This is a genomic window from Bradyrhizobium sp. USDA 376, from assembly GCF_054063675.1.
The window spans coordinates 2,725,373-2,743,069 of sequence record NZ_JBSSGN010000001.1 but is presented as its reverse complement, the minus strand read 5'-3'; the positions used below and the strand labels follow the sequence as shown (position 1 = coordinate 2,743,069).

Below are 17,697 nucleotides of genomic sequence, written 5' to 3'. Positions count from 1 at the left end.
GGGCGCATGAGCATGCCCGCACCAGATCTCACGCGCGGAGCGGCGACCGGCCTCAAGGTCGTCGATCTCTCGCGCGTGCTGGCGGGGCCGCTGTGCACGCAGATGCTGGCCGATCATGGCGCCGACGTTGTCAAGATCGAGCCGCCATCCGGTGACGAAACGCGCGGCCTCGGACCGCCCTTCGATGCGGCGGGACAGGCGGCGTATTTCGGCGCCGTCAATCGCGGCAAGCGCGGCATGGCGCTCGATTTGTCGCGCGCCAACGGGCGCGCGGTGCTCGAAGCGCTATTGCGGGATGCCGACGTGCTGGTGGAGAATTTCCTGCCGGGCACGATGGAGCGCTGGGGGCTTGGATACGAGGCTAATTTGTCAGCGCGCTTTCCGCGCTTGATCTATTGCGCCATCTCGGGCTTCGGCGCTGACGGGCCGCTCGGCGGCCTGCCCGGCTACGATGCGGTGCTGCAGGCCATGTGCGGCCTGATGAGCATCAACGGGACGCAGGATTCGGGCGCCACGCGCGTCGGCGTTCCCATCGTCGACTACGTCACCGGCTACAATGCGCTCACCGGCGTCCTGCTCGCGCTCGCGGCGCGCGAGCGGACCGGACGGGGGCAGCGCGTCGAGGTGACGCTGTTCGACACGGCGCTTGGCCTTCTGGTCCCGCACGCGGCGAACTGGCTTTGCTCAGGGAGCACGCCCGGCCGGCTCGGCAGCGCCCATCCCAACATCGCACCTTACGACAAGTTCGCGGCGGCCGATGGCGAGATTTTCCTCGGCATCCTCAATGACGGCCAGTTCCGCCGCTTCTGCCAGAAAGTGAGGCGCGGCGATCTGCTGGATGATCCGCGCTTTCGGACCAACGCCGATCGGCTCACCCACGTCGCAGCGCTGCGCGCCGAGCTGGAGCGCACGCTGGCCGGCTTCAAGTCGGAGGCCCTTTGCCGCGACTTGATGCAGGCCGGCGTTCCCGCGGGCGCCGTCAACACGGTGCCGCAGGCGTTCGCGCAAGCCCATGTCGCCCACCGCGACATGCTGGTCGAGAGCGAGGGCCATCGTGCACCGGGCATTCCCGTGAAGCTTACTCAGACACCAGGCGGCGCCACCCGACGGCCGCCCCGCTTTGGCGAGCATGCCCGCGACATTCTGGCGGATGCCGGCCTCGATGAGCGTACGATCGACGGCCTGATCGAAACCGGAATCGTCGCGTCGCAACGGAAGGACCCTGCGCAACGATAAGACCACCCAACAAGAAGACGACCAAAATAATCATAACGAGAGGAAACGAGCATGCTGAGATCCGCGAGATGGGCCGTGGGATTGCTGGCCCTGCTATGGAGTTGCGCAAGCCTGGCGCAGAGCTATCCGACGAGGCCCGTCAAGATCATCGTTCCCTATCAGGCGGGCCAGGGCACTGACGTCGTCGCGCGATATTTGGCCGATCATTTGTCGCGCACGCTCGGCCAGCGCTTCTATATCGAGAACAAGCCGGGTGCCGGCGGCAATATCGGCACCGAGCAGGCGGCGCATTCGGATCCCGACGGCTACACGCTGCTGATGGGCACCAACGCGACGCAGACCATGAACGAGTTCATGTATCCTTCGCTGGGCTTCGTGCCGGACAAGGATTTCGCCCCCATCATCCTGGTCGGCAAACTGCCGCTGGTGATCACGGCCAGCCCGTCCTTCGCCGGAAACAACGTGGCCGATCTGATCAGCGCAGCCAAGGCGAAGCCCGACAGGATCGACATCGCCCTGCCGAGCACGACGGCGCGCGTCATCTTCGAGTTTCTCAAGGAGAAGACCGGCGCGCCGATGTTCGGCGTTCCCTACAAGGGATCGGCGACCGCGATGACCGACGTGCTCGGCGGGCAGGTGCCGCTGCTGATCGATACGGTCACGGCGGTGCGCACGCAGATCGACGACGGCAAGTTGAAGGCGCTCGGCATCACGGTGCTGAAGCCGAGCGCGCTCCTGCCGGGCGTAAAACCGGTCGCCGAGCAGGGCGTGCCCGATTTCGAGATGGCGGGATGGAATGCCTTCTACGCGCCGCGCGACACGCCGCCGGCGGTCATCGAGCTCTTGAACGGCGAGTTCGCCAAGGCGCTGGCACTGCCCGAGACGCAGAAGCGGCTGCAGGAGCTGGGCTTCGATCCCGCCGGCGGCACGCCGACGGACCTCGCCCGCTTCGAGACGCGGGAGCGGCTGAAATGGGGACCGGTGATCAAGGCGACGGGTCTGCAGGGCGGCTGACGCCGATCAGGCTCTTTGCTCGAGCATGATCTCGTCCGAGAACCGGTTCCCACTTCTCGGGATCATGCCTTGCGCTCGCGCACCGAGCCTTCCTGCGCCACTGAGGCCACCAGCGTGCCGTCGGGCTTGAAGATGAGTCCGCGGGACAGGCCGCGGCCGCCGCGCGCGTTCGGCGAATCCTGAGCGTAGAGCAGCCATTCGTCGGCCCGGAACGGACGGTGGAACCACATCGCGTGATCGAGGCTCGCCGGCATCATGCGCTTGTCGAACAGCGTGCGGCCGTAACGCGCCATGATCGCGTCGAGCAGCGAGAAGTCCGATGCGTAAGCCAGCGCACACAGATGCAGCGCGGGATCGTCGGGGAGCTTCGCAGCCGTGCGGATCCAGATATGGATGCGGCCGTCGTCGACCTTCTGGCCGAAATAGCGGCCGATCTCGACCGGGCGCAATTCGATCGGACGGTCCATCTCGTAGTAGCGGCGGATGAACTCCGGCATCTCCTTGAAGATCGGCTGCTTTGCGACTTCCTCCGCCGTCAGCTTTTCCGGCGGCGGCACGTCCGGCATCTTGTCCTGGTGATCGAAGGCGCTTTCCTCCTCGGCATGGAACGAGACCATGATCGAGAAGATCGCGTTGCCGTGCTGGATCGCGGTGACACGGCGGGTCGAATAGCTCTTGCCGTCGCGCAGTCGCTCGACCTGGTAGATGATCGGGACCTTCGGGTCGCCCGGCAGAATGAAATAGCAATGCAGCGAATGCGGCAGACGGCCCTCGACGGTGCGGCAGGCCGCGACCATCGCCTGCCCGATCACCTGGCCGCCGAACACGCGCTGCCAGTCCGTCTTCGGGCTGTTGCCGCGGAACAGGTTCACCTCGAGCTGTTCGAGGTCGAGGATCGAAATGAGGTCGAACAGGCTTTTGGACATGGAATGCTCCCGCAAAGACCCGTCATTCCGGGGCATCGCGACAGCGATGAGCCCGGAATCTCGAGCTGATAACCTCTGGATTCCGGGTTCGCGCTTTTGCGCGCCCCGGAATGACACAATGGGGGCCGTTCCGCCCTTGTTTCACCGCACTGTTTCGCCCAGCTCAAGTCTGCTAGCAAGACCGAGAATTGACCGGGAAGCTTGGTATGTCGGTACAGGGAAGCATTGTCATTGGCGGCGGCGCGTTCGCCGGCCTCGCGCTGGCACTGGCGTTGCGCCAGGGCCTGGGCCCCGAGATCCCCGTCATCGTCGCCGATCCCGCGCTCGGCACGCGGCCGAGCCGGGACCCGCGCGCCACCGCGATCGTCGCCGCCTGCCGCCGCCTGTTCGAGGCGATCGGCGCCTGGGATGACGTCAGGGGCGAGGCGCAGCCGATCCTCGATATGGTCGTCACCGATTCGAAGCTGGAGGACGCCACGCGTCCGGTGTTCCTGAACTTCGCCGGCGATGTCGCGCCGGGCGAGCCCTTTGCCCACATGGTCGAGAACCGCCGCCTGATCGATGCGCTGGTGGTGCGTGCCGAGGCCGAGGGCATCGATCTTCGCGCCACGACGGTGTCGTCCTATGACGCGCGCAGCGAGGGCATCGACGTGACGCTCGGCGACGGCAGCGTGATCGCCGCCAGCCTGCTGGTCGCCGCCGATGGCGCGCGGTCGAAGCTGCGCGAGCGCGCCGGCATTGCCACTCACGGCTGGGAGTATGACCAGTCCGGCATCGTCGTCACCGTCGGCCACGAGCGCGATCACGAGGGCCGTGCCGAGGAACACTTCCTGCCGGCTGGCCCCTTCGCGATCCTGCCGCTCACCGGAAAACGCTCCTCGCTGGTGTGGACCGAGCGCCGGGCCGAGGCCGCGCGCGTCATTGCGCTCAGTGACGAGGAATTTCACAGCGAGCTCGAGCAGCGTTTCGGCCTGCACCTCGGCGAGGTGAAGGCGCTCGACAAGCCGCGCGCGTTTCCGCTGTCCTATTTCGTCGCCCGTTCCTTCATCGCCGAGCGCCTCGCGCTGGTCGGCGATGCCGCCCATGTCATCCACCCCATCGCGGGCCAGGGCCTCAATCTGGGGCTGAAGGACGTCGCCGCGCTGGCCGAGGTCGTGGTCGACGCCGCGCGGCTCGGCATGGACCTCGGCGGCGCCGACGTGCTCGAGCGCTACCAGCGCTGGCGCCGCTTCGACACCATGGCGATGGGTGTTGCCACCAACTCGCTGAACTTCCTGTTCTCCAACCAGTCGGCCCTGCTGCGCACGGTGCGCGACATCGGCCTCGGCCTCGTCGACCGCGCCCCGCCGCTGAAGAATCTCTTCATCCGCCAGGCCGCCGGCCTCACCGGCGAGGTGCCGCGGCTGCTGAAGGGCGAGGCGTTGTAGGGGGCGCGCTGGCGCTACACCCTCCACTGTCGTTCCGGACAAGCGCGCCCCAAGCGCGCGTAGATCCGGGACCCATACTCCGCAGCAAGAGTGTTGCGAAGACTCGGAGTGACCAGCTCGCACGACAACGCAATTCGGCGGCTATGGGTCCCGGCCTTCGCCAGGACGACGGCTGAGCGTGTGGCGCGGCCATCGCGCCAAGCTTCAATCGATCTTGCGTGCCTCTTCCGGCAGCATGATCGGGATGCCGTCGCGGATCGGATAGGCGAGCTTGGCGCTGCGCGAGATCAGTTCCTGCTTTGCAGAATCGAACTCCAGCGGGCCCTTGGTCAGCGGGCAGACCAGAATCTCCAGCAGTTTGGGATCGACACTGGCTTCGGGACGTTCGGTCGGCGAGTTCATCATTGTCTCCGGCGGTTGGCTGCCCTCTAGCACAAAAATTTGCGCCCGCCCATCGCGGGCTCAGGCCGAAACCATCCGCAGAATCTCGTCGAGCATGCCCTGAAGCCGCGCCGCCGGCACTGGCGCCCCCGACAGGGCAAAGCCGAGAAAGGTCCAGTACAGGATCTGCGCGCGGGCCGTCGCCGTCGCGGGGGCAAGCCCCCGTTTCTCCAGCAGCTGCTCGATATAGTCGAGCCTGCGGCGGTCGATCGCGCGCACTGCTCCTTGCGCGCCCGCATCGAACGCCGCCCAGTTGCGCACCGCGCGTTCGAGGTCGAGCCGTGCGCCGAAGGACCTGCGCATCAGCGCCTGCAGCGGCTCGTCGCCGGCAGCCTCGACGTCGGCGATGATCTGCTCGGCCGCGATCTCGCGCCAACGCTTCAGCACGGCGGCGTGGAACGCGCCGAGATCGGCAAAATGCCAATAGAAGCTGCCGCGCGAAACCCCCATGGCCTTGGCGAGGGGATCGGCCTTCAACGCGGTGAAGCCGTTTCTGGCGAGCGTCTTCAGGCCCTGGCTGGTCCAGTCGTCGGCGGAGAGCTGCTCGGTCATATCAGTTCCCAGGATCGAGCCATACACTAGTGTATTGACAGGCGGCAGGCTAGCCGCCATCTCACCATACATAACTGTATGGAGGCGTTGATGCGTGATCTCCTGCTCCAGTGCGCCGGCGTCCTGACCATTGCCGTGGCCTTGATCCACGGCTACCTCGGCGAGGCCAAGGTGTTCGTCCGCGCGCGCATCGAGCCGGAACGGCTGCGCACCCTGATCCGCCTGGTCTGGCAGGCCTCGACCGTCGCCTGGATCGGCGGGGGCGTACTCCTCATCGCGACGCCCTGGATGGGCTCGGAGCCGGCACGCCACTGGATCGTCGCCACCATGGCCTGCGTGTTCGGCTTCTCCGCTCTCGCCAACGCATCGGCTACGCGCGGCCGGCACTTCGGCTGGATGATGCTCAGTGCGGTCGTCGCGATGGCGATCGCCGGCTATTGAGCCTCGCTACGTCGAGGCGGTCACGGGCAATTTCGAACGACGGCCGCCGTGCAAGACGGATGGAGCCAGGAGCATGACGCTGACACTCGTCACCGGGGGCACAGGCCATCTTGGCCGGGATATCGTCGATCGTCTCGTTCACGACGGACGTCAGGTTCGGGTGTTTGCACGAGCGCCGGGTACGCGATCGGATGTCGAATGGGCGATCGGCGACCTCGCGACGGGCGCCGGGTTGCGGGACGCGCTACGCGATGTCGATACGGTGATCAATGCGGCGACCTGTTCGCCGATCGCGCGGCGCGGCGGCATTCGTCCGACGGACTTCTTCACCTCGCCCTCCGCCGTGGACGTCGAGGGCACTGAACGGCTGCTGTCGTCCTGCGGGGAGGCCAAGGTGCGGCACTTTCTCCACGTCTCGATCGTCGGCCTCGATGAGGCAACCTTGCCCTACGCGCGGGTCAAGCTCGCCGGGGAACGGCTGGTGCGTGCGTCAGCACTGTCCTGGTCCGTCGTTCGCGCGATGCCGTTCTACTATCTTCTCGACCGGCTGCTCGCGGGCCTCAGCTGGCTTCCGATGTGGCCGGTGCCGACGACACTGTTCAACCCGGTCGACACGTCGGACGTCGCCAACCACGTCGTGGCCTGCACCTTCGACGGAATGCGTGGCGAGCGTGTCGAGATGGGTGGTCCCGAAGATCTCGAGCTCGTCTCGTTGGCCCGCCGGTATCAGGACGCCCGGGGATGGCATCAAAAAATCCTGCCGATGAACCTATCGGGCGCGAGGGCGCGCGGCATGGGGTTCGTCGTCAACCAAGGTGTTCGCGGACAGCTCTCCTGGGCGGATTGGCTGCGACGCAACTATCCTGCGGCGTGAGGCGCGGCCTGGTACAACTGGCCGGGCCGGCGGTGCGCCACGAGCCTGTGAGGCGTAAGGTCGCAGAGGCGGGTCAAATGTGCACTGCGCACGGAGAGCACTCGGCTTTTGGCCGATGTTAGAACTTATCTAAAGCGATCCATGCCCGAACCCGATTGACTTCACCTCCTCCTTTGCTTCCTTCGGTGCCGCTCGCGGCTCCGCGCAGCGCCTACGACAGAGGAGGAGAAGTTCGTGAAGGTCATTCGTGTTGTTGCCATTGCACTGACGGTCGGGATTGGCGCGGGATCGACGGCCATGGCCGACGGTTTCAAGGACTGCACCAAGCTCGACAAGGCGTCGTGGAAGCCGGCCAGCGAAGCTGAAGCCAAGGCCAAGGCGCTGGGCTACGAAGTGCGGCGCTCCAAGATCGAAGGCTCGTGCTACGAGGTGTACGGCGTCAAGGAAGGCAAGCTCTACGAGCTGTTCTACAGCCCGGAAGATCTCAGCCTGAAGCACACGATTGCCAAGTAGGCTTGTCAAGCTGCGCGAAATCGACCGCGCAGAGTTAGGCTCGAGGGTGGTCCCAGCTTGATCGAAGAAGCGGTGCCAGAAGCGCGCGGGGCGTCCGACAGGGCCCCCGCGGATCGGACCGCTTCGCGGACGGTCGCAGTCTGGGATCTCCCGTTACGTCTGTGGCACTGGGCTTTCGCGGCCAGCATCCTGGCCGCGTGGTTCACGCCGACCGTCTATGACCGGCTTCATCGCATCGTCGGCTACACGGTGCTCGGGCTTCTCGCCTTCCGTCTGGTCTGGGGTTTTTGGGGCAGTCGCTACTCCCGCTTCCGCATGGTCGGCGTCAGGCTTCGTGCCGCGCCACGCTATCTCTGGAATCTGCGCCGCGGCATCACCGGCCGCTATATCGGGCTCAATCCCGCCGGCACGCTGATGCTGGTGGCGCTGCTGCTGGCGGTCGCCGTCTCGGCGATCACGGGCGCGATGTCGGTGACGGCGACCTTCTTCGGCCTCTGGTGGGTCGAGGACACCCATCACTATTCATCGGACGCGGTCATCGTGCTGGTCGTACTGCACGTGCTGGGCGTGCTGCTGATGGGGCTTCTTCAGCGCGAGAACCTGATCCGTGCCATGATTACCGGCCGCAAGCGCATCCGGCATCATCCCTAAGCGGAACCGGTCGAGTTCCCGAGCAACCACAGGCCCGCTCAACCGCGTAGTTTCACGGGCGGGAACCATCTTCACCCGCACAACTACCGCCAACTGGCGTCATTTGCCGGGAAGCATTTACCTCGCGATAGGCATGCAACCGGGCATTGCAGAAAATTAACGCGGCGAAAGCCTGATCAGCTCAATCCTCGATAGTATTGACGAGGGAGCGATATTGCATGTTCCGCGTTTTTACCTGCCTCACGGCGGAGCACGACTGGCGGCTTGTCATGCTGGCTGGCCTGGTTTGCTTCGCTGCGAGCGTTGTAGCCGTCAGCATCTTTCATCGCGCGATCGCGTCGCAAGCCTGGGCGCGGCTGATCTGGATCGCGATCGCGGGCGCCGCCATCGGCTACGGAATCTGGGCAACGCATTTTGTTGCAATGCTCGCCTACGAGCCCGGCGTCCCTACTGATTACGGTATTGTTCTGACGGCGCTGTCGCTCGCCGCGGCGATGATCCTGACCTCAGTCGGTTTTGGCGTTGCCGTCAGAAATTCCGGCCGGTGGCGCGCGGCTGCCGGCGGCGGCATCATCGGCGCCGGTATTGCGAGCATGCACTATCTCGGCATGTGGGCCCTCGAAGTGCCGGGTCGCGTGACCTGGTCGCCGGAGCTGGTGTTCGTCTCGATCGTCCTCGGCATGGTCCTGGGCTACGCTGCACTCGCGGTCGCCCTGAGCCGCAAGGACAAGCGGGGCGCCTTCGCTGCGGCGCTGCTGCTGACGCTCGCCATCGTGTCGCACCATTTCACGGCCATGGGGGCCGTGCAGATCATTCCAGACCTGACGCTGACACACGATGGATTGTCGCTTTCGCCCACCTTCCTCGCCATCGCAATTGCGGGTGTGGCCCTGTCGCTGCTCGGGATGAGCCTCGTCGGCGTGCTGGCGGATCGTCGGCTTGCGACCAGAACCAGCCGCTTCGAGCAAATCATCAGGGAGCTTTCGTTCGCCAGGCAACAGGTGGAAGATTCGCAAAAGGAACTCCAGGATCAGACAATCAGATTGGATACGGCCATCAACAACATGGTCGAGGCTCTCTGCATGTTCGATGCGGAGAAGCGACTCGTCGTCTGCAACGAGCGTTATGCGCAACTTTATCGGCTCCCGCCGGAACTGCTGAGAACAGGGACACTGCACAGCGATATCATCAGGCATCGCGTTGTGAACGGCATCCTCAAGGGCGACACCAGCGAAGGCGCTGCCGAGCACTTCACCTCGAAATTGGCCGCGTTGCCGTTCGATGCAGTCTCGAGCAGAATCGACGAGTTCGCGGATGGTCGGTTGATCTGCGTGACGCGACAGCCAATGGCCGGCGGCGGTTGGGTGGCCACGCATCTCGACGTCACTGAGCAACGCCGGTCCGAGGCCAAGATCACCCATATGGCGCAGCATGATGCGTTGACCGATCTGCCAAATCGCGTGCTGCTCAGAGAGCGGATGGAGCATGCGATCGCGGTGACGCGCAATGGTGGCCTCGATCTGGCCGTGCTCATGCTCGACCTCGATCGTTTCAAGGAGGTCAACGACACGCTGGGACATCCGGCGGGCGATGCCCTGCTGCGCGTGGTCGCTGCGCGTCTGCGCGAATGCGTCACGGGAACCGCGGTGATCGCTCGGCTTGGCGGCGACGAGTTCGCGGTGATCGATTACGTGACCAACCCGGCCGTGGAGGCCGCCGCCCTTGCCGAGAACATCAGGAAGGCGCTTTGCGAACCCTTCGATCTCGGCGATCACCGCGTCACGGTGGGCACCAGCATCGGCATTGCCATCGCGCCGCGTGATGGCAACGATTCCGACGTGATCATGAAGAGCGCGGATCTCGCCCTCTACTCGGCCAAGAGTGGTGGACGTGGTGCATTCCGCTTCTTCGAGCCGGAGCTCGACGAGCTCATGCATGCGCGACGCAATTTGGAGCGCGACATGCGGGATGCGCTTGCCGGCCGACAATTCGAGCTTCACTACCAGCCGTTCGTCGGCGCCGCCAGCGGCAAGACCTGTGGCTTCGAGGCCCTGCTGCGCTGGCATCACCCGCAGCGAGGCCTGGTCCTGCCGGGCGAATTCATCCCGCTTGCGGAGGAGACCGGGTTGATCGTGCCGCTGGGAGAATGGGTCTTGAGGACCGCCTGCGCGGAAGCGGCCACATGGCCTGCACATGTCAGGATCGCAATCAACCTGTCACCCGCTCAATTCAGGAGCAAGGAGCTCGTTCCGGTCATTGTCGGCGCACTGGCGAGTTCGGGGCTTGCGCCGCACAGGCTCGAGCTCGAGGTCACCGAGACGGTGATCATGCATGACAGCGAAGCCGTCTTTGCTGTGCTCGCTCAGCTGGGTGAGCTCGGCGTGCGCATCGCCCTTGACGATTTCGGCACCGGCTATTCATCGCTGAGCTTTCTGCAGAGATTCCCGTTCGACAAGGTCAAGATCGACCGCAGTTTCGTCAGCGAACTATCAAGCGCGCGGGCAGAAGCGCGCCATCTCGCGCGAGCCGTGGTTCGTTTCGCAGTCAGCCTCGGCAAGACGACGACCGCCGAAGGCGTCGAAACGAAGGAGCAGCTCGACATCCTGCGCGAAGAAGGATGCGGCGAAACGCAAGGCTATTATTTCAGCCGGCCGATGCCTGCATCCGACGTCGCCAGAATGCTGCGGCGAGGTTCCGGAGCAGCCATTCGTGCGGCGTGAGCCGCTAAAGCGCGATGAGATTGGGATGAATCGTCATCGCGCTTTAGGTTGTTGTTTACGCATGATCCTTTCGGAAAACCGCTTCGCACTTTTCCGGATCATGCTTTAGACCCTCACTGCAACGGCGGATCGCCGCTGGTGCGCTTCTTGGCGAGGTCCATCTCGGTGACCGCGATCAGGATCTCGGCGCGGGTCTTGAGGTCCGGCGCCTCCAGCATGGCCTGCTTTTCGGCGGGGCCGTAAGGCGACATCATCGCCAGCGCGTTGACAAGCGCCTCGTTGGGCGCGCTCTCGACGCCCTCCCAGTCGACCTTGAGATTGTTGGCCTTCAGGAAGTCGGCGAGCACCGACAGCAGCGCCTCGCGGTCGACCTCGTCCTCGCCCATGCGCGCGGTGAAGTCGTCGACGAAGGCGAAGAAATCCGCCTTGCACTGCCGGTAGGCGGTGAGCACCTCGAGCTCCTCGACCACCTTGAAGCGCGCGACGCCGGTGAGCTCGAGGATGTAGCGTCCGTCGCCGGATTCGGCGAGCTGGGTGATGCGGCCGACGCAGCCGACGCGGAACAGCGCCGGCTTGTCGGAATTCTTCGGCGAGTGCGCCACGTCGGGCTGGATCATGCCGATCAGGCGATGGCCGTCGCGGAAGCAATCGTCGACCATCGCGAGATAGCGCGGCTCGAAGATGTTGAGCGGCATCTGGCCGCGCGGCAACAGCAGCGCGCCCGGCAGCGGAAACACCGGAATGATCTCGGGAAGGTCGGCGGGTCCGCGATATTCGATGTTGATCGGCATCTGGTCCCCGCTGACTTGGCTAGAGCATGGTCCGGACCCGGAGGGCCGCGTTAGCGCAAAGTGTGTAGCGGTTTTCCGACAAGATCATGCTCCAAAACAACCGCGCCTACGAAAACAGGATCGTCGACAGGCGCTTGCGCCCCTCGACGGTTGCATCATCCATGCCGCCCCAGGCTTCGAAGAACTGCACGAGCTGCTTGCGGGCGCCGTCGTCGTTCCACTTGCGGTCGCGCTTGATGATCTCGAGCAGCTGGTCGGTGGCGGCCGCGCGGTTGCCCTGGGCATTGAGCGCGGTCGCAAGGTCGAACCGGGCCTGATGATCGAGCGGGTTTGCGGCGACTTTCTGTTCCAGCTCGGCCACGGGACCGAGCTGCTCCGCCTGCTCGGCGAGATCGATCGTCGTCTGCACGGCCTTCACCGCGGGATCGTTGCGCTTGGATTCCGGCACCATGGCCAGCGTCTGCTTGGCCTGCTCCATCGCCCCGGAGACGGCGTAGCACTTGGCGAGGCCGGCCAGGGCCGCGATGTTGGTCGAATCATGCTGCAGCGCCTCGGCATAGATCTGCGCGGCGGCTGCGGCGTCGCCCTCGGCGAGCACGGCATCGGCTTCCTGCACGATCTCTGCGACATTGACCTCGCCCGGCGCGGTGACGCCCTTGGTCAGCTTTTCGATGAAGGCGTTGAGCTGGCTCTCCGGCACCGCGCCCATGAAGCCGTCGGCCGGCTGGCCGTTGACGAAGGCGATCACGGCCGGGATCGATTGGATGCCCATCTGGCCCGGGATGGCCGGATGCTGGTCGATGTTCATCTTGACCAGCTTGACCTTGCCCTTGGCCGCCTTGACCGCCTTTTCCAGGATCGGGGTGAGCTGCTTGCAGGGGCCGCACCACTCCGCCCAGAAGTCGATCAGCACCGGCTGGCGCTTCGATTCCTCGATGACGTCCTTCACGAAGGTCTGGGTGGTGGTGTCCTTGATCAGATCGGCCGCAGCCGGGCCCGCCGCTCCGTTACCCTGGTCGATGATCGTCACGGGATCCCCTCGTCTGATGTCTGGAATGGCGGCTGTTTAGCACGTCGCCAATGCCGATGCTTGTTGTCGGCTCCTAAATTGGGCCGAATGGGCCGAATTTCAATCCGTCGGGGCCGATTCGGAGGTTCCGGGGCAATTTCGGGCGATTTGGTCGCATTCGGGGCCCATATTGGGCTTCCAATTGCGAATCTATGCTGCCGGTAGCTGTTGCATTCCCCTCCCGCTTTTGGCATACGACAGCCGTTGCCGGCGCGTCACGCGACCGACACAGGATGCGGGTGTAGCTCAGTGGTAGAGCACGACCTTGCCAAGGTCGGGGTCGAGGGTTCGAGCCCCTTCGCCCGCTCCAATTTTTCCCAGAGCATCCAAAAATGAGTTGGCTATCCCCTGCCGGGGTGAGCCCTCTACGCCCCCGTTTTTGATCTGGGAATCGTGGGGCGCGTTGCTCGAAGCCCCCAGAAGCTGCAATGGGCGTCAAGCCGTAATCCTGGGGCGCTCCCAGCTATACAGCGCGAAGGAGGTCTTTGGCCTTTTCCAGCGCTGTGTTCGCGATCAGCTTATAGGCGTCCTTGATCGAGAGCTGATTGATCGCCGCGTCCACAAAATCAGGCTTCAGCTTGTCGATTGCGGCCAGCGTACTTGCGACGCGGTCGCGATAGCGGGCCAGCTCCTTGATAATGGATTCCGCGTGCATTTCACTGCTCGCTGCGATGTCAAAGATATCGCGCGGCGTGATGCTGTTGCCTCGATGGTAAACCTTCTTTGCAATGATCTCCGGGATTGTCTCCAGAAGGATCATTTCGCCTTCAACGGTCGCTTCCGTTGTCGGCGAGGAAGTTAGTGATGACGCGACGATAAAATCGATCTGACCAAATTCAAAGCCGAGCTTCAGAGACCGTGCGCCATCTCCATTGTAGTCGGCGGGCCTGATCTCGAAATTGAAGTCATGCTTCTGTGGATCGAGGAAGGAAAGAACTTGAGGGTCCGGAAGAAAGATATCGACATCCTGGCTTATCCGATGATCGATCTGCAGCATCATCGCTGTGCCGCCGCCGAACGTCCAACCATCAATGATGTTCTCTTCGGCATTGACTTGCCTGATCATCGCACAGGCAATGCGAAAAAGTTGCGCCCAATCTGATTGAGCGTTCATTTATTACGCCGCGAGCGGAAAGGATTGTCCCGAAAATTCGGCAAATGCCTTCGCGGCGGCAACCAATTGATCGTGGCTGATGCCGTGCATCTCAGCGAATGCGATTTGCAATTCGGGTTTAACGTCACCAAAAAACGACGACATAGGGCCGCAGGCCGCCTTCGCCGAAGAGGGATCCAGCAGACAATGGACAAGCTCCTGCGCGTCCAGCTTTTTGCTGTACGGCGCATTTACGGTCGTCAGAACAAGGATGGGGCTCTTCATCTGCGTCACTATCTCGATACCCGGTCAATATAGGATTGACATGGGAGCACCTACACTCCCTCTAACGGTCTTCGCGGTCAATTGTTTGCCTTTTGTTCCATCCAGCCGGTGGATTTGCGGCAAACCTCGGCTAAACGCTTCGGAACGGACGGCGGCTTTCCGCCGTTGGCGGTTGGTTCAATCGGTCTCACATGACAATTCTGGTCACCGGCAGCGCAGGCCATCTCGGCGAGGCCCTTTTGCGGACGCTCCAGGCGCGCGGTTCGCCCGCGCGCGGGATCGATCTGAAGCCCTCGCCCTTCACCGAGGCCGTCGGCTCCATCGTCGATCCCGCGTTCGTGCGCGAGCAGATGGACGGCGTCACCGCCGTCATCCACACCGCGACGCTGCACAAGCCGCATGTGGCGACCCACGGCAAGCAGGACTTCGTCGACACCAACGTCACCGGCACGCTCAACCTGCTCGAGGCGGCGGCCGCCGCCGGTGTGAAGAGCTTCGTCTTCACCAGCACCACCAGCGCGTTCGGCTCGCAGCTTCGCCCCGAAGCCGGGCAGGCCGCGGTGTGGGTCACGGAGGATCTGCCGCCGGTGCCCAAGAACATCTATGGCACCACCAAGCTGATGGCGGAGACGTTGTGCGAATTGTTCTTTCGCGAGCGCGGCCTGCCGGTCGTTGTCCTGCGGACCTCGCGCTTCTTTCCGGAGGACGACGACGATCCAGCGATGCGGTCGGCCTATCCGCTGGACAACGCGCAGGCCAATGAGCTGCTCTATCGCCGGCTCGACATCGCGGACGCGGTGAGCGCCCATCTGCTCACCGTCGACCGTGCGCCAAAAATCGGTTTTGCCCGCTACATCGTTTCGGCCACGAGCCCGTTCGAGCCGCATCATCTCGGAGCGCTGGCAGATGACGCGGCAAGCGTCGTGCGCGCGCTCCATCCGGATTGTGCGCAGCTCTATGCGGCGCGCGGCTGGCGCCTGTTTCCGCAGATCGACCGCGTCTATGTCAACGCGCGCGCCCGGCGCGAGCTGGGCTGGCAACCCGAATTCGACTTCGCGCATGTGCTGCAGAGCCTCCGTGCGGGTCAGGATTTCCGCAGCACGCTGGCGCGCGAGGTCGGGTCGAAAGGCTATCATGACGCGGTGTTCGACGACGGGCCCTACCCGGTCGCCTCGTAAACGCCGCGTTCGTTGTTTTGCTCGACGCATCAAGCGTCTGTCCGGGTTCACCGGGCGCGACGCGGGCTCAGCCGTTCTACTGTGCATGGGGTTGTTTTCGCATTTTTGATGTGGGCGCTTCCCGCTGCCTGCAAATTGAGCCACGCGCCATCCAGATTCCGCGTTGCAGCGAGATCGTTGACGCTGCCGCGCTGGCGCCCGGAGAAAATCCGTCTCAACTTTTATTGAGCGCAACCGCAGCACACGCCATGCGCTTCTCACCGCCCGCAGATGTGCTAACCTTTTTGTGTCTGTCGTCCTGACAGACTCCGAACTTCGCCTACTCAAACAGCAAAACAAAATAACGTGCAGCCCTGACGGCTGCCTTAGGGGAGTGACGCGATGACATCGATGTTCCATCGATCCGTGTTGGCGCTTGCAGCGGTTGCCCTTCTTGCCGGGACCAGCGTTGTCAATGCGCAGCAACAGGACAAAAACCGGGTACTGAAGAAATACGAATCCGGCACCAAGGAATTCTGGACCCATCCGCCGGATGACTGGTTCCTCGGCGACGAGACCGAGGCGCAGAAGGGCCTCGCGCCGCCCTCGGGTCCGCCGACCGGCGCGTCGGAGGCCGAGCTCGCGGCGATGATGAAGAAGATCAAGCTGCCGGCAGGCTTCAAGATCGAGGTCTATGCACCCGGCGTTCTCGCCGCGCGGCAGATGGCCTGGGGTGACAAGGGCACGCTGTTCGTCGGTTCGTTCGGCCTCGGCAACGTCTATGCCATCAAGGACAACAACGGAAAGAAGGAGGTCAAGACCATCCTCAAGGGGCTGAACATGCCCACCGGTCTCGCCTTCAAGGACGGCGCGCTCTACGTCATCGCGGTCGACAAGCTGATCCGCTACGACAACGCCGAGGCCAATCTCGACAAGCTCGGCGATGGCAAGGTCGTCTATGACGACATGCCGTCCTATGCCGCGCATGGCTGGAAGTACATCGCGGTCGACAAGGAAGGCTGGTTCTTCCTGCCGTTCGGCCCGCCCTTCAATGTCGGCATTCCCCCGACCAGCGTGTCGCAAATCCGCCGCGTCGATCCCAAGACCGGCAACGCCGAGATCTGGGCGCTCGGCGTTCGCAACTCGGTCGGCGGCGACGTCGATCCGCGCACCGGCAAATTCTGGTTCACCGAGAATGCACGCGACTGGGTCAGCGACGATCTGCCCTCAGACAAGCTGAACATGATCAGCAAGATCGGCGAGCATTTTGGCTATCCCTATTGCCACCAGGGCGACCTGCCCGATCCGAAGTTCGCGATGGGCCACAAATGCTCCGAGTTCACGCCGCCGGTGCTGAACCTCGGCGCGCATGTCGCTCCGCTCGGCATGAAGTTCTATACCGGCGACCAGTTCCCCGCCGAGTACAAGAACAACATCCTGATCGCCGAGCACGGCTCCTGGAACAGGCACAAGTACCAGGGCGCCCGCATCATGCGCGTGATCGTCGGGCCCGACGGCAAGAACGCCAAGCAGGAGGTGTTCGCCTCCGGCTGGCTCGAGGGTGACCAGGGCTATCTCGGCCGTCCCAACGACATCATCCTTGCCAAGGACGGCTCGATCCTCGTCGCCGACGACTGGGCCGGCGCGATCTATCGCATCAGCTACAGCAAGAAGTAGCGCGACACGAGAAGAGGCTGCGACCGCGCGATGGCCGCAGCCTCTTTCATTTCAATGCCCCACACTGTCGTTCCGGATTGCGCGCACTTGCGCGCAAGTCCGGAACCCATAACCCCGATTCGTGGTTATGGATTCCGGGCGCGCGCCAAGCGGCGCGGCCCGGAAGGACGACCTCGATAGATCGGAATCCCCATCATGCGCCGGCAGCCTATCTCGCACGCAATCAGCGCGGTTGCGCTCCTGACGCTCGGCACTCTTTCCGCAAGCGCCGCCGACAATTCCGCGATCAAGGACAAGGCCGCGGTCTGCTCCGGCTGTCACGGCGAGAACGGCATTTCTCAGACGGAGAACATTCCGTCGCTGGCCGGCCAGCCTGATCAATTCATCCAGTGGCAGCTCGTGTTCTTCCGCGCCGGCTCGCGCAAGAACGATCAGATGCAGCCGATCGTGGAGGAGATCACCAACGAGGACATCCGCAATTTCGGCGCCTACTTTTCGCAAATGACGCCGCCGAAGGCAGCGGAGGACAAGGACCCGGATCTCTCGAAGAAGGGCGCGGAGGCGGCGGTTGGCCGCCGCTGTGCCTCATGCCACACCGACAGCTATGCCGGCACCAAGGCCGTGGCGCGGCTCGCAGGCCAGCGCGAGGAATATCTCGTCAAGGCGCTGCACGACTACAAGGCGGGCGTCCGCGTGGGCGGCGGCGTCGCGGCGATGGCCGATGTCGCCTATCACATGAGCGACGAGGAAATCACGGCGGTCTCGCACTATCTCGCGCATTTGAAATAGCGGTGTAGCTGTAGCAGCAAACACAGTTCGTCGTCCCGGCC

Annotated in this window: 18 protein-coding genes and 1 tRNA gene; 12 read left to right on the top strand and 7 right to left on the bottom strand. The window is 63.9% G+C overall.

The window, feature by feature from the left end:
* The first annotated feature begins 12 nt into the window (after positions 1–12).
* Positions 13–1,236 carry a CaiB/BaiF CoA transferase family protein gene (locus ACVJ19_RS12935; RefSeq protein WP_453948802.1) on the top strand — a complete coding sequence of 408 codons (1,224 nt, stop codon included), beginning with the start codon at positions 13–15 and terminating at the stop codon, positions 1,234–1,236.
* Positions 1,237–1,287: 51 nt separating this feature from the next.
* Positions 1,288–2,250, top strand: coding sequence for a Bug family tripartite tricarboxylate transporter substrate binding protein (locus ACVJ19_RS12930; protein WP_453948803.1), 963 nt, complete (start codon positions 1,288–1,290; stop codon positions 2,248–2,250).
* A gap of 62 nt (positions 2,251–2,312) precedes the next feature.
* Here ACVJ19_RS12930 and tesB read toward each other — a convergent pair whose 3' ends face one another.
* Positions 2,313–3,176: an acyl-CoA thioesterase II gene (tesB, locus tag ACVJ19_RS12925; RefSeq protein WP_211411398.1), complete on the bottom strand. Its 864-nt coding sequence runs from the start codon at positions 3,174–3,176 to the stop codon at positions 2,313–2,315.
* Between the two features lie 206 nt (positions 3,177–3,382).
* Here tesB and ACVJ19_RS12920 point away from each other — a divergent pair, with 206 nt between their 5' ends.
* On the top strand, positions 3,383–4,603 hold the full coding sequence (locus ACVJ19_RS12920; protein ID WP_453948804.1) for a ubiquinone biosynthesis hydroxylase: 1,221 nt from the start codon (positions 3,383–3,385) through the stop codon (positions 4,601–4,603).
* 204 nt (positions 4,604–4,807) lie between these two features.
* On the opposite strand, the gene ACVJ19_RS12915 is transcribed toward ACVJ19_RS12920, so the two are convergent.
* Entirely contained in the window at positions 4,808–5,005 is a 198-nt protein-coding gene (locus ACVJ19_RS12915) for a Trm112 family protein (protein WP_211405158.1), read from the bottom strand.
* A gap of 60 nt (positions 5,006–5,065) precedes the next feature.
* Positions 5,066–5,596, bottom strand: a complete 531-nt coding sequence (locus ACVJ19_RS12910) for a TetR/AcrR family transcriptional regulator (protein ID WP_453948805.1) — start codon at positions 5,594–5,596, stop codon at positions 5,066–5,068.
* 90 nt (positions 5,597–5,686) lie between these two features.
* Here ACVJ19_RS12910 and ACVJ19_RS12905 point away from each other — a divergent pair, with 90 nt between their 5' ends.
* The 5 genes from ACVJ19_RS12905 to ACVJ19_RS12885 all read left to right on the top strand — a co-directional run bounded on the left by ACVJ19_RS12905 (position 5,687) and on the right by ACVJ19_RS12885 (position 10,795).
* Complete coding sequence (locus tag ACVJ19_RS12905; RefSeq protein ID WP_453948806.1) at positions 5,687–6,037, top strand: hypothetical protein; 351 nt, start codon at positions 5,687–5,689, stop codon at positions 6,035–6,037.
* A 73-nt stretch (positions 6,038–6,110) separates the two neighbouring features.
* Positions 6,111–6,911, top strand: a complete 801-nt coding sequence (locus ACVJ19_RS12900) for an SDR family oxidoreductase (protein ID WP_453948807.1) — start codon at positions 6,111–6,113, stop codon at positions 6,909–6,911.
* Positions 6,912–7,145: 234 nt separating this feature from the next.
* Positions 7,146–7,424 (top strand): PepSY domain-containing protein, encoded by a 279-nt coding sequence (locus ACVJ19_RS12895; RefSeq protein WP_018648269.1) that lies wholly within the window; start codon positions 7,146–7,148, stop codon positions 7,422–7,424.
* A gap of 57 nt (positions 7,425–7,481) precedes the next feature.
* Positions 7,482–8,075, top strand: a complete 594-nt coding sequence (locus ACVJ19_RS12890; protein WP_453948808.1) for a cytochrome b/b6 domain-containing protein — start codon at positions 7,482–7,484, stop codon at positions 8,073–8,075.
* A 218-nt stretch (positions 8,076–8,293) separates the two neighbouring features.
* Positions 8,294–10,795 (top strand): EAL domain-containing protein, encoded by a 2,502-nt coding sequence (locus ACVJ19_RS12885; RefSeq protein WP_453948809.1) that lies wholly within the window; start codon positions 8,294–8,296, stop codon positions 10,793–10,795.
* A gap of 113 nt (positions 10,796–10,908) precedes the next feature.
* Here the strand turns inward: ACVJ19_RS12885 and ACVJ19_RS12880 are convergent, their stop codons facing one another.
* A complete protein-coding gene (locus tag ACVJ19_RS12880) occupies positions 10,909–11,586 on the bottom strand; it encodes an LON peptidase substrate-binding domain-containing protein (RefSeq protein ID WP_453948810.1) in 678 nt (225 codons plus the stop codon).
* 106 nt (positions 11,587–11,692) lie between these two features.
* Entirely contained in the window at positions 11,693–12,616 is a 924-nt protein-coding gene (trxA, locus tag ACVJ19_RS12875) for a thioredoxin (RefSeq protein ID WP_453948811.1), read from the bottom strand.
* Between the two features lie 274 nt (positions 12,617–12,890).
* Here trxA and ACVJ19_RS12870 point away from each other — a divergent pair.
* A tRNA-Gly gene (locus ACVJ19_RS12870) sits at positions 12,891–12,965 on the top strand.
* Positions 12,966–13,118: 153 nt separating this feature from the next.
* On the opposite strand, the gene ACVJ19_RS12865 is transcribed toward ACVJ19_RS12870, so the two are convergent.
* On the bottom strand, positions 13,119–13,769 hold the full coding sequence (locus ACVJ19_RS12865; RefSeq protein ID WP_453948812.1) for a nucleotidyl transferase AbiEii/AbiGii toxin family protein: 651 nt from the start codon (positions 13,767–13,769) through the stop codon (positions 13,119–13,121).
* A gap of 3 nt (positions 13,770–13,772) precedes the next feature.
* Positions 13,773–14,033, bottom strand: coding sequence for a hypothetical protein (locus ACVJ19_RS12860; RefSeq protein WP_453948813.1), 261 nt, complete (start codon positions 14,031–14,033; stop codon positions 13,773–13,775).
* Positions 14,034–14,224: 191 nt separating this feature from the next.
* On the opposite strand from ACVJ19_RS12860, the gene ACVJ19_RS12855 reads away from it, so the two are divergent.
* The 3 genes from ACVJ19_RS12855 (at position 14,225) to ACVJ19_RS12845 (ending at position 17,656) form a co-directional block, all read left to right on the top strand.
* Positions 14,225–15,211 (top strand): NAD-dependent epimerase/dehydratase family protein, encoded by a 987-nt coding sequence (locus ACVJ19_RS12855; RefSeq protein ID WP_453948814.1) that lies wholly within the window; start codon positions 14,225–14,227, stop codon positions 15,209–15,211.
* Positions 15,212–15,592: 381 nt separating this feature from the next.
* On the top strand, positions 15,593–16,867 hold the full coding sequence (locus ACVJ19_RS12850) for a PQQ-dependent sugar dehydrogenase (protein WP_271582178.1): 1,275 nt from the start codon (positions 15,593–15,595) through the stop codon (positions 16,865–16,867).
* Between the two features lie 195 nt (positions 16,868–17,062).
* Positions 17,063–17,656, top strand: coding sequence for a c-type cytochrome (locus tag ACVJ19_RS12845; RefSeq protein WP_453948815.1), 594 nt, complete (start codon positions 17,063–17,065; stop codon positions 17,654–17,656).
* Positions 17,657–17,697 lie beyond the last annotated feature (41 nt).